Genomic DNA, 12,926 nt, shown 5'->3' with positions numbered 1-12,926 from the left:
AGATGAAGATTGGTTCGCGCCGGAAACAGGCTGTTGCCTCCGCAATTGTCATCGCCGGGGCGCTCGCGCTTGGCGGGTGCGCCGGGATGGGGAAGAAGGCGGCGACCACGCTTCCGGTCGCCGACGCCCATGCCCAGCTTTATGATGCCAAGGGCGCCGACCGTGGGCGCGCTGATTTCTATCGCGATACCAACGGGCTGCGGATCGAACTGGTCGCGCGCGGTTTTGCCGCCAGCACCTATGGCATGCACGTCCATAGCGTCGGCCGCTGCGACGGTCCCAAATTCACGACGGCGGGGCCGCACTGGAACCCGACCAATGCCCAGCATGGCCGCGACAATCCGCTGGGCGCCCATCATGGCGATCTGCCCAATCTGGTGGTCGAGCCCGACACGATCGGCCGCGCGACGCTGACCCTCGTCGGCACGCGGCTGACGGGCGAGGGAGGGCTGCTCGACGCCGATGGTGCGACCTTTGTCATCCATGCCGGACCCGACGACATGAAGACCGACCCCAGCGGCAACAGCGGCGACCGCGTCGCGTGCGGCGTGATCGTTATGGGCGGCGGCTAGGGTCAAGGCCCCTAAGCGCCGCCGGCCCGCTCGACGATGGTCGCCTCGGCGGCCGGTACGGCGCGATAGGCATAGAGCAGCAGCGCCAATGCAATCGGCGCGACGCCGATCAGCGACAAGATGCCGGTGCGCAGATCGCCGACCGGCTGGCCATTCACCACCGTACCCGCCAGATCGGAAATCTGCCCGACCATATAGGGACCGAAGGACAGGCCGACCAAGGTGGTGCCCAGGAAGAAGGCGGCGGTGGCGGTACCGCGCATCCGCGGCAGCACCAGATCCTGCGTCGTCGCCGCAGCGGCGCCGAGCGCGGTGGCGCCGAACATCCCGGCGAGGAAGTTCATCGTATAGAATAGCGCCGCATTTTCGGTGGTGTAGCCGATCCAGATCGGCACGATCGGGGCGATCACGCCGAACATGATCATCAGAACGCGTCCGGCGGGGTTGCGGGCGCGCAAGGCATCGGCGATCCAGCCGCCGACGATCACCCCGATGAAGCCGCTGACCGCGCCGTTCGCGCCGAGGATCGCCGCCAGCTCCTGCTTGGGCAGCCCGAGCACCGTTTCGGCATAGGGCGCCGACCAAAAGGCCAGCGCATAGGCGGCGAGGCTGACCATGCCATAACCCAGCGTCGTGCAGATGAAGGCCGGGGTGCCCCAGATCAGGCGAAACGTGGCGCTATCGCGCGCGCGCAGCGTGCACGCCCAGGAAAAGACCGCATAATAGCCAAGGCCGACGGCCGACCATTGCGGGAAGTTGCCGGTCAGGCCAATCATCCACCAGGCAAAGGCGGCGATCAAGGCCGCAAAGCCGATGTTGATCGCCAGCGCGGTCGGCCCGCGCTGCCATGCGCCGATCAATGTGAAGGGCGGCACGATCGTCGACAAATCCTGCGCAAACTGGCGGAACGGGGCGGGTGAGCTGGGGCTGGTGACCCCGTCCATTGCGCCGCGCACCGGTTCGCGCAGGGTCGCCACCCACAGCGCGACGATCAGGCCCGGGATGCCGACGGCCAGGAACGCCGCCTGCCAGCCGACCAGATCGAGCGGGCCGCCGCCCGGATAGGCATCGTTCCACGCCTTGACGATCCATGCGCCGATGAACAGCGAGATGCCGCCGCCCAGATACAGGCCTGACGAATAGACCGCGAGCGCGGTCGCCCGCTGTTTCTTCGGAAAATAGTCGGAGATGAGCGAATAAGCGGTGGGGCTCGCGGTCGCTTCGCCGACGCCGACCCCCATGCGGGCAAAGGTCAGGGTGAGCTGATCGCGGGCAAAGCCCGACAGCGCGGTCATCGTCGACCACAGCGCCAGGCCGATCGACAGCAAGCGGACCCGGCTCCAATTGTCGGCCAGCCGCCCGAGCGGAATCCCGAACAGTGCGTAAAACACCGCAAAGGCGGCGCCGCCGAGAAAGCCCAGATCGGCGTCGGTCAGCCCCAGATCGGCCTTGATATCGACCGCCAATATGCTCAGGATCTGGCGGTCGATGAAATTGAGGATATAGACGACGACCAGCACCGACAGCACATACCAGCTGTAACCGGTGGCTTTCGGTTCCTGAACAGCCGATGTTTCGGCCGCAATGGTTTCGCTGGCGGTCTCGGCCATCTGGCAACCCTCTCCCTGACCCGTTATCTGTTATGGCCCATGGCTAGCAGAGCCGGACAAAGGCGCAAGTTGAAAGTCGGTTCACCTTTTGCGCGAGAGGATCGAGATGCACGATATAAAGCCCAACGCGCCGGCGGTTCTGTTTCTCTGCCTGGGCAATATCTGCCGTTCGCCGCTGGCCGAGGGGGCGGCGCGCGTGGCCTTCGCCGCCGCCGGGATCGATGCGACGCTCGATTCGGCGGGCACCGGTGACTGGCATGTCGGCCACGCACCCGATCGACGCGCGCAGGCGGAGGCGCGGCGCCGCGGCGCCGACATTTCGGACCTGCGCGCCCGCCAGCTGGCGCAGGACGATTTCTATCGTTTCGATCTGATCCTCGCGGCGGATGTGGTCAACCTGCGCGAGGCACGCGCGCTGGCGCCGCCCGACGCGACGGCGCGGATTCGCTTGATGCTCGACCTGGTGCCGGGGCGGCAAGGCGGTAGCGTGACCGATCCCTATTATGGCGACGCGGGTGGTTTTGCGGCGACCTGGGACGATGTCAGCGCGGTCGCCGCGGCGCTCGTCGCGGCAACATCGAGCGGGTAGCGCGCGACCGGATGATAGCGCGCGCCGCCATGCGCGAGCTCGCTTTCATACAGCACGACATGGGTGAAATCGAATGGCGGGCTGGCGAGGTCGCTGTGCTGGGTCAGAAACGCCGCAACCGGCCCGGCGCTGCGGTTCAGGCGGGCCAGCGTGATATGCGGCGTAAAGGCGCGCGTCTCTGCCGCGACCCCGGCCCGCGCCAGCAGCTGATCGACCTTGCGATGCAGCCCGGCGAGCGCCGCGAGCGGTTCGACCCCGGCCCACACCATATGCGGCCAGCCCTTGCGTTCGAACAATCCGACCCCGGCGATCCGCGCCGTGATCGTCGGCGCGTGCAGGCCGCCCAGGGCCGCGGCGATGTCTTCGGCGCGGTGGTGGTCGACGTCGCCAATGAAGCGGAGCGTCAGATGGAGCTGGTCATCGTCCTGCCAGCGCGCCGCCGAAATCCCGTGCATCGCGGCGCGCAGCCGGGCGCGGATCGGGTGCGGCGGCCGCAGCGCGACGAACAGGCGGTGGCTCGACATGGTCCGGCCAACATAACCGCTTGCCGCGGCGCAACCACCGAAACTTGCACGATTTCCGGTTTCGCTTGAAAGCCGGTGAGAAAATCACGATATTACCCCCTACGGCCGGTATGGGCTGGCCGGTGATGGAGTAATGACAATGGCGAATTGGAACGACCCCAATATGGCGGCTTCCGGTTTTGGGGCCGGCGCGAACGCAATGGACCAGGCCGTCGATGCCGGCCTGCGGTCGTACATGCTGTCGGTTTACAACTATATGGCTTCGGGCGTGCTGCTGACCGGCATCGTCGCGTTGCTGGCGTTTAACATCGGTTTCACGCAGTCGCTGATTGGCAGCCCGCTGATGTGGGTGGTGGCGCTCGCGCCGCTGGCCTTCGTCCTGGTGTTGAGCTTCGGTATCAACAAGCTGTCGACGACGGCGGCTCAGGCGCTGTTCTGGACCTTCGCCGCGGTGATGGGTCTGTCGATGTCGACAATTTTCCTGCGCTTTACCGACGCGTCGATCGCGCAGACTTTCTTCGCGACAGCTGCGGCCTTCGTCGGTCTCAGCCTCTACGGCTACACGACCAAGAAGGATCTGTCGGGCTTCGGCACCTTCCTGATCATGGGCGTGTTTGGCATCCTGATCGCGATGCTGCTCAACGCCTTCGTGTTCCAGTCGGGCGCGCTGACGCTGGCGATCAGTGTTATCGGCGTGCTGATCTTTGCGGGTCTGACCGCCTATGACACGCAGAAGATCAAGAGCATGTATTTTTATGTCCGCGGGACCGACTTTGTCGGCAAGTCGGTGGTGATGGGCGCGCTGACGCTTTACCTCGACTTCGTCAACATGTTCACCTTTCTGCTCAATCTGCTGGGCAGCCGCGAATAAGCGGGTCGGACATCGAACGAAACAAGGGAGCCCGGCGAAGCAGTTCGCCGGGCTCTTTCTTTTTGCGGGGAAGGCGGCGGCGATGAAGCGGATATGGGGTGCGGTTGGCGCCGCGGCGATGCTGGCCGCGGGACCGGTGGCGGCGAGGGCAAGCGACGACTGCCCGGTCGCGCGGCCCGCCGATGGCGACCTCACCGCCTTTGCCGGCCGCTATTTCCCAGCGGCAAATGATGCCGCGACCGATGCGCTGATCCTGTGCCTCGGCCACCCGGATCCCGCCGTCCGCGACGATTTCGCGTTCGCGCTGTGGAGCGCGGGGCTGCGCGGCAAGCATCTGCAACCGGACGGCATGCGCCACGCGGCGCAGCGGCTGACCGCGATCCTTGCTGCGCCCGATGGCGCCGCCCCCGCGGACAAGGCGGGGTTTCGCCGTCCCTTCGCCGCGCTCGCGCTGTCCGAAGTCGCGCGCGCTGACCGGATCGAACCCTTTCTGACCGAGGCCGAGTTGCACGATCTCGCCGCCACCGGCGCGACCTATCTGCGCGGTGTCACCGATTATCGCGGCTTTGTCGCGGGCGAGGGCTGGCGGCACGGCATCGCACATGGTGCCGATCTGGCGATGCAACTCGCGCTCAACCCGCGGCTCGCGCGCGCCGACGCCGACCTGCTGCTCGGGGCGATTGCGGCGCAGGTCGCGCCGAGGGGGCCCCACGCCTATGTCCATGGCGAAGCGCGGCGGCTGGCGCGGCCGTTGCTGTTCCTCGCCAAGCGTGCCGACATCGACGATGCGGCGTGGGCGGCATGGTTTCAGGCGCTGCATCCGGGCGATACACCGCGCTGGAAAGCACCCTATGCCAGCGCCGAAGGGCTGGCGGCGGTGCACAACAGCAGCGCCTTTGGCGACGCCGTCTATGTTGCGGCCAGCGAATCGCAGGATCCGCAGGTCCGCCGCCTCGCGCCGCTCGCCGCCGGGTTGCTCAAGGCGCTGCCTTAGGCCACCGGTCTCCTGCAAACCGTAGCCCTGGGCCTGTCGAAGGACGCCTATCCGAGAAGCGCCCTTCGACAGGCTCAGGGCTACGGTACGGATTAAGCCGGATTGGCCGTCTGCATCTCCGCGATCAGGCCGTTGTCGATATCCTTGGCGCGCTTGTACGCGGCACGTTCGCGCAGCGGTGCGATATAGGCCTCGAACGCCGGGCGCGACGCGATCGTGCCGAATTGCAGCCCCCAGTCGATCTGGCTGCCGACATAGACGTCGGCGGCGCTGAAGCCGTCGCCCGCGACGAACGCCTTGCCCGCCACCGCGGTTTCGAGCGCGTCCAGCGCCATATCGAGCGAGCCGAATCCGGCCATCCGCTGCTGCTCGCTCGTCGGTTCCAGCCCGAAATGTTTCGACGTGATCGCCTGTTCGACCGGCCCCGCGGTGAAAAACAGCCAGCGGTAATAATCGGCGCGGTCGGCGGGGGCAGGCGCCAGACCTGCAGCGGGGAAGGCGTCGGCCAGATAGGCGCAGATCGCAGCACATTCGGTCACGACTTTGCCGTCATGGACGATCGCCGGAACCTTGCCCATCGGGTTGATCGCCAGATAGGCGGCGTCCTTCATCGTCGTGCCATAATCCAGGATGCGCGGCTCGTAAGGCGCGCCGACCTCTTCGAGCATCCAGCGGATGATCTGTCCGCGCGACATCGGGTTGGTATAGAAAATCAGAGCATCGGCCATCGCGGCTCTCCCTTATGCATTGCGAGTCGGGGTTGAACATAACAAGAACAACGATACGGGTCCACCGGACTTGTTTTGTCATGGCGTCCGGTTAAGGCAAGCTGATGAACGACGAACGCATCTGGACAGCCGCCGTGCTGGTGATCGGCGACGAGATTCTCTCGGGCCGCACCCAGGACAAGAATATCGCCCAGATCGCGACCTGGCTCGACGCGCAGGGCATTCGGCTGCGTGAAGTGCGCGTCGTTCCCGATGTCGAGGACGAGATCGTCGCGGCGTTGAACGCGGTGCGCGCGCGCTACGACTATGTCTTTACCACCGGCGGCATCGGCCCGACCCACGACGACATCACCGTCGATGCGGTGGCGAAGGCACTGGGTGTCGGGGTGATCGTCCATCCCGACGCGCGCGCGATTCTGGAACGTTACTACAGCGGCCGCGGCATCGAATTGACCGAGGCGCGGCTGCGGATGGCGCGCACCCCCGACGGCGCCGAACTGATCCCCAACCGCATGTCGGGCGCGCCGGGCATCCGCATCGGCAATCTGTTCGTGATGGCCGGGGTGCCGCACATCACCGCTGGCATGCTCGACGCGCTGACCGGTCAGCTGGAGGGCGGCGCACCGCTGATCGCGCACACGATCGGCGCCTGGTCACCCGAAAGCGAGGTCGCCGACCTGCTGCGCCAAGGCGAAAAAGATCATCCCGGGGTCGTGATCGGCAGCTATCCCTTTTTCCGCGACGGGAAAGTCGGCGCCAATTTCGTCGTCCGGTCGACCTCGGCGGCCGACGTCGCCGCCTGCGTCGCGATGTTGATCGCGGGACTTGAGGCCGCCGGCTATGCGGTGACCGACGGCGGCATCTGATCGGGCGTATCGTCACTCGTCCGCGTGACGCGCGGCAAGCGGCGTAGCATCAGGATCGCCAGCAGGCCGAAGATCGCCGACACGATGAAGGCGGCGCCCGGAAAATGGACCGGCGCCTTGTCGGCGGTAAACCAGGCCATGGTGCCGGTCAGCAGGATCGGCGCGACGAGCTGGCCCAGCCCCATCGCCATCGCCGAAATCCCCTGCACCTCGCCCTGCGTTTCAGGGCTGGCGCGCCGCGACATCAGCGCGTTCAGCGACGGCTGCACCGGTGCCTGCAAGGCGATGGGCAGCAACAGCAGGAACGCACCCCAGGTCGAACTGACAAAGGCATAGCCCAGATAATTGGCGACTGCGATCGCGATGCCGATCGTCGCCGCGTCGCGCTCGCCGAAGCGCGCCACCATCGGCCCGACGACAAAGGTCTGGCCGAGCGCGATCATCACCCCGACCGCGGCCAGGCTGGCGCCGATCATCCCCGGGGTCCAGCCCAGCTGCGCGATGCAGTAAAAGCTCCACGTCATCGGATAGACCAGGCTGGCGATCTGCCACAGCGTCAGCACGCTCGCGACCCCGCCCATGCCGGGCAGGCCGCGCATCGTCTTGAGCGCGCCGAGCGGATTGGCCCGCCGCCAGTCGAAGGCGCGGCGGCGCTCGGGCGGTAGCGTTTCGGGGAAGATGAACAGGCCATAGAGCATGTTGGCGGCGGCGAGGATCGCGGCGGCGACGAACGGGGCACGCGGGCCGATCTCGCCCAGAAAGCCGCCGATCGCGGGGCCAGCGACAAAGCCGATCCCGAACGCCGCGCCGACGAAACCGAAATTGCGCGCGCGTTCTTGCGGCGCGGTGATGTCGGCGATCGCCGCCTGCGCCGCGGCATAGCTGCCGCCGAAAACCCCCGACAGGGCGCGCGCGACGAACAGCCAGGGCAGGGTGCCGACGACGGTAAGCAGCGCATAGTCAATCGTCAGCCCGGCGAGCGACAATAGCAGCACGCGCCGCCGCCCGAACCGGTCGGACAGATTGCCGAGCACCGGCGAGGCAAGGAAGGTCGCCACCGCCATCACCAGCCCGATCCACGCACCGACCTCGATCGCTTCGGCCAAATCGATTCGCCCGACCTCCATCACCAGCTGCGGCAGCACCGGCATGATGATGCCAAAGCCGACCGCGTCGATAAAGATCGTCGCGACGATGAAGGGGATGGTACGCGATGCGGTCACAAAATATCCCAAGGATGAATGCGTTGGCGGCTCATACCGCGCTGCCGCCGAATCGCGCCAATGCTTTTCAGTTGTGCAGCGGTTTTTATCGCCCTAGCGGCACCGATCCCGCTTTGGAGCGTTAGCAGCCGATGAAACTCGAAATCACCGCCGCGCTCGACTATCGCCTCGGCGATCCGGTCGACCTGATGCTGCATATCGAAGCGGCGGCGATCCCTGAACAGCTGATTCTGGACGCGGTGCTCGACGTCGGACCATGTGAATATTTTGCCCGCGTTCCGGCGCAGGACATGATCGGCGACCGCATCTGGTTGCGCCGCGGCGGCGAGCTTAATGTCCGCTACCGCACGACGGTCGAAATCCAGCGCGAGGTCATCGATTACCGGGTGCTCGGCAAGGTGCCGATGCACCGATTGCCCGGCGAGACGGTCCAATATCTCAACGAATCGCGCTATTGCCCCGCCAACAAGTTCATCCACTTCGTCCAGGACGAGTTCGGCGATGTCGAGGGCGGCACCAAGATCGGGCGGATGCGCGACTGGATCGAGGCGCATTTCACCTATGTGTCGGGGTCGAGCGATGCCGAAACCGGGGCGCTCGACAGCTTTGTCGAACGGCAGGGGGTGTGCCGCGACTATGCGCATGTGATGGTCAGCCTGGCACGCGCCGCGGCGATCCCGGCGCGGATCGTCAGCGTCTATGCGCTCGGGGTTCAGCCGCAGGATTTCCATGCGGTGGCCGAGGTGTTTTTGGGCGATGCCTGGCATCTGGTCGATGCGACCGGCATGGCCAAAGCGGGCGAGATGGCCAAGATCGCGGTCGGCCGCGACGCCGCCGACATCAGCTTCCTCACCGCTTATGGCGAGATCGCGATGCTCAACCAGCGGGTGACGGTACAAGCGGTTTAGGGTGCTGCGGCATGGCAAAGCCATGCCGTCGATCCTCGCTGCGCGAGGTCGGTCGGACTTTCGCTGATCGCGATTTAGCTCTGCTAAATTGCCGCCGGTGAAGGAATCCAATAATTCAGAAAAATATGTTATAATTTAATAGGATGCCTTGATGCTATACTTCAGAGGCCCCCAAGAAAGCCCCCGTCAGATCTTGACTTAAAAGTCCGGGGGTTTGATTCCGGACGCGGCTCGCTGGGCGTGGCTGGCCCGTTTCGACAAGCCCGCTATCTTGCCGCCCGCTTCGAGATCCTCAAGCGAGAAGAAGTCGCGCTTCCCGCCGAGCGACATCTGGTGCTGGTTAGTCCAAGTGCCCGATGGGTTATATTGATAGGAGATGTCATAGGTCGGAGCGAGCCGCCACTGACCTAGGCCGTGTTGACAAGAGACTTGCGCCATAGGCGCGTAGCGGCGAGGTTGAGGAGGCTCTCGAACGAGAGGATGATTTTGTCATAGCGGGTGGCGATGCGTCGTTGCTGTTTCAGCTTGCCGAACATGCGCTCGACGCGGTTGCGGTCCTTGTAGCGGCGATAGTCGGGATGCTCGGGCACCTTGCGGTTCGAGCGAGGCGGGATGATCGGCAGGATGCCCCGGACCAGCAGGCTTTCGCGGAAGCGATCACCATCATAGCCCTTGTCCGCGAGCAGTGGCTTGGGTGTGGCGACGGGGATCGCCATCAGCGGTTCGGCAGCGGTGTAATCGGAAGCCTCGCCGCCGGTCAGGATGAAGCCGACAGGCAGTCCCTGATTGTCGCAGCGGGCGTGGATTTTGCTCGTAAAGCCGCCGCGTGATCGACCAAGAGCGTTCGCACAAGCCCCCCTTTTCCGCCCGCTGCCGAGACGTGGCCGCGAACGCTGGTGCTGTCGATCATGTGCTGCCAGTCGCCGGTCAGACCCAGGTCGACCAGTGTTTGCAGCAGGGCATCCCAGACACCCTGTTCGGCCCAGCGACGGAAGCGCACATAGACCGAGTTCCATTTGCCGTAGCGCTCATGCATGTCGCGCCAGGGACAGCCAACCCGCAATACATGCAACATGCCGTTGAGGAAGCGCCGGTTATCGCCCGCCGGCCGCGCCCAACGACCGCGCTCAGGCGGCAGTAGCGGCCCGATCAGTTCCCACTCCACGCCCGACAAATCCCTGCGACCCATGACGGCTCTGGACGTTCCATCGACGAAGGGCGACTGCACCTGAAATCGGGTTTGCAGAATAGCGCGTTACTGTTTTGGCCAACTCGGGTGCAACTCGTCGATAACGTAAACATGCACCGCTTTGCCTTGTCCATGGCCTTCGGCGAAATGCGGATGGTCTGGTGGAAGATCATCGTGGCTGTGTTCGAGTATCTCGGGATCGCCGGACGGCCAAATGCAAATCGCGATCAGCGTGCCAACGAGGGCCAACACGGCGCTTGCACCAAGCGCGGCATCGATACTGGCGCGAGCGCCAACCTGACCCGCGAGCGGATAAGCGACAAGCCAGCACACATGGCTGAGCGCGAACTGCGCCGCGAACAGCGCGGGGCGGTCCTCGGCGCCCGACGAACGGCGCAGCAGCCGACCGCCCGGCGTGATACTTGCCGCATAGCTTAGGCCCAGTGCGAACCAGCCGATAAGGACGACCGGCCAGTGCCGGGTTGCGTCGGTGACCACCCAGGCAATCGTCAGCAGCGCAAGCGTGGCGGTCATGAACCCGGCGGCTGCGATCATGATACTGCGGTCGGCGATGCGGTCGAGAAGGCGGGGCAGCAGCAGCGCCGCGATCATCGAACCGCCGCCGAAAGCAGCGAGCGTGATCGCGACCTCGCTCTGGCCGAGGCCGAGCGCGCCGCGCACGAGCACCGGCGTGTTGACGATGACCATCGCGCTCGCAGCGGCGGCGGCAAGCGTGACGGCAAGCAGACCGCGCAGGCGCGGCGTTTTCAGATATTGGCGGGTGCCGCGGGTTGTCTTGTCATAGATGCCGCCGGACTGCGCTTTCGCGATGGTGCGCGGCAAGGTCACCGACAACACGAGCAGGGCCGAGGCGGCAAAGCCGACCGCGGTGCCCGAGAAGAGCCAGTGGAAGTTCATGATGCCAAGCAGCGCCGCGGCAAGGATCGGGCTGGCGAGGCTTTCCATGTCATAGGCGAGACGCGAGAGCGACAGTGCCCTGGTATAATCCTTCTCTTGCGGAAGCACATCGGGGATCGTCGCCTGGAAGGTCGGCGTAAACCCGGCTGACGCCGACTGGAGGATGAAGATGAGCAGGTAGATTTGCCAGACCTGATCGACGAAGGGCAGCGCGAGCGCGGTTAGCCCGCGCACCACGTCCATCAAGATCAGGAACGCCTTGCGCGGCAGGCGGTTGGCATAGGCGCCGACAACTGGCGCAACGCCGATATAGGCGATCATCTTGATCGCCATCGCCGTACCGAGCACCGCCCCGGCATCGGCCCCGGCAAGGTCATAGGCGAGCAGCCCGAGCGCGACGGTGGCGAGGCCGGTGCCGACAAGCGCCATCACCTGCGCGAGGAAGAGGTGGCGATAGGTGCGGTTCGCAAGCACGTCGAGCATGGTGGTTTCCTCGCTGCGACCTCCGGACGGACGCGCCGTCCGGAGGTTCGTCGCCTCGTCAGACGACGCGGCGTAATTCGCTATAGGCGCCCTCGGTGCGCAGCGTGATCGTTACGGGGCCGCCCGATCGGTTGCGCCAGAACCAGCCATGCTTGCCGTCGAAGGCGGCAACCAGCTCGCCGCGCTCGCCGGTGGTGTCCTTGCCCTTGCCATAGCCGTGGTAGGCGATGCCGGGTGCATCGGCGTGGGTGTCGAAATTGACGCGTCCACCCTCGACCGACCAGGTGAAGGCGAGCTTGGCATCCTTCGCCATTGTCGCCTTGATCTCGGCGCCTTGGCCGGGGGCGAGGGTGAGTTTTGTCGTGTCGGTACGCTGGGCAGTGGCGACCGGTGGCACGCCGGATGCCGGGGCCGCTTGCGGCGCGGCAGGTGCCACAGCAAACGCGGCATCGGCGGCTGCTTCCTCGGTGAGTTGCGCCTTGATCTCGCCCATCTGGGTGAGGCCAAGCTGGCGGCCGACGCCGGTCGGATCGATCGCATATTCGCTTGGGAGGACGACGGCGATGAGGATCACGCCAGCGGCGACGATGGCAAGAGCGGTGGCGCGAAGGAGTTGAGCGGTGGTCGGCAGGTCTTCGAGGCGGGGTTTCTGGCTGTTGAACATGATGGATTTCCTTTGAATCAGCTGATGGCGAGGCCGGCGAGCTGGTAGCCGACGAGGACGAAGCCCGCGGTCATCAGCAACACATTGGCGGCGAAGGCATGGCGCATGAAGCTCGGGGTGCGGCGCCAAAAACCCATGAGGATGAGGATCGCGCCGAGCGCGAGCAATTGCCCGATTTCGACCCCGATGTTGAAGGCGAGCAGGTTCGGGATCAGGCCTTCTTTGGCGATTTCGAACTCGATGATCTTGGTCGCCAGGCCAAAGCCGTGAAAGAAGCCGAAGATCAGCGTCGCCGCCTTGGTGTTCGGCTGGACGCCGAACCAGCGTTGATAGGCGCCCAGATTGTCGAGCGCCTTGTAGACGACCGACAGGCCGATGATCGCGTCGATGATATAGGCGTTGGCACTGATCCCGGTGAGGACGCCGAACAGCATCGTGGTCGAATGGCCGACCGCGAACAACGTCACATACAGGCCGATGTCCTTCATCCGGTAGAGGAAGAAGATGACCCCGAACAGGAACAGCAAATGGTCGTAACCGGTGACCATATGTTTGGCGCCGAGATAGACGAACGGCCAGAACAGGACGCCGCTGCTTTCCTGGATATAGCCCTTGTCTCCCTCGGCGACATTATGCGCCCAGGCGTCGACGCCGACGGCGAGCGTCAGGAGGATGAGGCTGAGAGCGAGAAATATTCTGCGGGCGTTCGTCCCTGGCGGGGCGAAAGTGCGAGCGAACATGCGGATAGTCTCCTTTAAATCTGGATGCCCCGCGCACCGCAGCGGTG

13 protein-coding genes and 1 pseudogene are annotated in these 12,926 nt (G+C 65.2%); 6 read left to right on the top strand and 8 right to left on the bottom strand.

The genetic code is table 11. The features are described from left to right. The first annotated feature begins 2 nt into the window (after nt 1–2). Nucleotides 3–572, top strand: a complete 570-nt coding sequence (locus tag FFS68_RS00260) for a superoxide dismutase family protein (RefSeq protein ID WP_137751308.1) — start codon at nt 3–5, stop codon at nt 570–572. Between the two features lie 11 nt (nt 573–583). Here the strand turns inward: FFS68_RS00260 and FFS68_RS00255 are convergent, their stop codons facing one another. Further along, nucleotides 584–2,182, bottom strand: coding sequence for an MFS transporter (locus FFS68_RS00255; RefSeq protein ID WP_137751307.1), 1,599 nt, complete (start codon nt 2,180–2,182; stop codon nt 584–586). Between the two features lie 106 nt (nt 2,183–2,288). Between FFS68_RS00255 and FFS68_RS00250 the strand changes: the two genes are divergently transcribed. Continuing rightward, entirely contained in the window at nt 2,289–2,771 is a 483-nt protein-coding gene (locus FFS68_RS00250) for a low molecular weight protein-tyrosine-phosphatase (protein ID WP_137751306.1), read from the top strand. On the opposite strand, the gene thpR is transcribed toward FFS68_RS00250, so the two are convergent. Further along, the gene (gene thpR, locus FFS68_RS00245; RefSeq protein WP_137751305.1) at nt 2,684–3,295 is read right to left on the bottom strand and encodes an RNA 2',3'-cyclic phosphodiesterase; all 612 of its coding nucleotides are present in this window, start codon (nt 3,293–3,295) and stop codon (nt 2,684–2,686) included. The two genes, FFS68_RS00250 and thpR, sit on opposite strands and share 88 nt — an antisense overlap. A 139-nt stretch (nt 3,296–3,434) precedes the next feature. On the opposite strand from thpR, the gene FFS68_RS00240 reads away from it, so the two are divergent. Both FFS68_RS00240 and FFS68_RS00235 read left to right on the top strand, forming a co-directional pair. Next, on the top strand, nt 3,435–4,166 hold the full coding sequence (locus FFS68_RS00240) for a Bax inhibitor-1/YccA family protein (RefSeq protein WP_137751304.1): 732 nt from the start codon (nt 3,435–3,437) through the stop codon (nt 4,164–4,166). Between the two features lie 82 nt (nt 4,167–4,248). Then, nucleotides 4,249–5,160, top strand: a complete 912-nt coding sequence (locus FFS68_RS00235; protein ID WP_137751303.1) for a DUF2785 domain-containing protein — start codon at nt 4,249–4,251, stop codon at nt 5,158–5,160. 92 nt (nt 5,161–5,252) lie between these two features. Here FFS68_RS00235 and FFS68_RS00230 read toward each other — a convergent pair whose 3' ends face one another. After that, nucleotides 5,253–5,888, bottom strand: a complete 636-nt coding sequence (locus FFS68_RS00230) for a glutathione S-transferase family protein (protein ID WP_137751302.1) — start codon at nt 5,886–5,888, stop codon at nt 5,253–5,255. Nucleotides 5,889–5,992: 104 nt separating this feature from the next. Here FFS68_RS00230 and FFS68_RS00225 point away from each other — a divergent pair, with 104 nt between their 5' ends. Beyond that, nucleotides 5,993–6,754, top strand: coding sequence for a molybdopterin-binding protein (locus FFS68_RS00225; protein WP_137751301.1), 762 nt, complete (start codon nt 5,993–5,995; stop codon nt 6,752–6,754). On the opposite strand, the gene FFS68_RS00220 is transcribed toward FFS68_RS00225, so the two are convergent. Then, entirely contained in the window at nt 6,727–7,977 is a 1,251-nt protein-coding gene (locus FFS68_RS00220; RefSeq protein WP_137751300.1) for a TCR/Tet family MFS transporter, read from the bottom strand. The genes FFS68_RS00225 and FFS68_RS00220 overlap by 28 nt on opposite strands. Nucleotides 7,978–8,108: 131 nt before the next feature. Between FFS68_RS00220 and FFS68_RS00215 the strand changes: the two genes are divergently transcribed. Continuing rightward, the gene (locus FFS68_RS00215) at nt 8,109–8,885 is read left to right on the top strand and encodes a transglutaminase family protein (protein ID WP_137751299.1); all 777 of its coding nucleotides are present in this window, start codon (nt 8,109–8,111) and stop codon (nt 8,883–8,885) included. Nucleotides 8,886–9,292: 407 nt separating this feature from the next. On the opposite strand, the pseudogene FFS68_RS00205 reads toward FFS68_RS00215, so the two are convergent. The 4 genes and pseudogenes from FFS68_RS00205 to FFS68_RS00190 form a co-directional block, all read right to left on the bottom strand. Next, nucleotides 9,293–10,074: pseudogene (locus FFS68_RS00205) on the bottom strand (IS5 family transposase). Between the two features lie 66 nt (nt 10,075–10,140). Next, the gene (locus FFS68_RS00200; protein ID WP_137751297.1) at nt 10,141–11,475 is read right to left on the bottom strand and encodes an MFS transporter; all 1,335 of its coding nucleotides are present in this window, start codon (nt 11,473–11,475) and stop codon (nt 10,141–10,143) included. A 58-nt stretch (nt 11,476–11,533) separates the two neighbouring features. Continuing rightward, a complete protein-coding gene (locus FFS68_RS00195; protein WP_137751296.1) occupies nt 11,534–12,139 on the bottom strand; it encodes a transmembrane anchor protein in 606 nt (201 codons plus the stop codon). 17 nt (nt 12,140–12,156) lie between these two features. Continuing rightward, nucleotides 12,157–12,879, bottom strand: coding sequence for a HupE/UreJ family protein (locus FFS68_RS00190; protein WP_137751295.1), 723 nt, complete (start codon nt 12,877–12,879; stop codon nt 12,157–12,159). Nucleotides 12,880–12,926: the final 47 nt, after the last annotated feature.

The sequence above is a fragment of the Sphingopyxis sp. L1A2A genome (assembly GCF_005502465.1).
Lineage (GTDB): Bacteria > Pseudomonadota > Alphaproteobacteria > Sphingomonadales > Sphingomonadaceae > Sphingopyxis.
The sequence above is the reverse complement of the archived record's forward strand: the minus strand, read 5'-3'. Positions and strand labels throughout refer to the sequence as shown.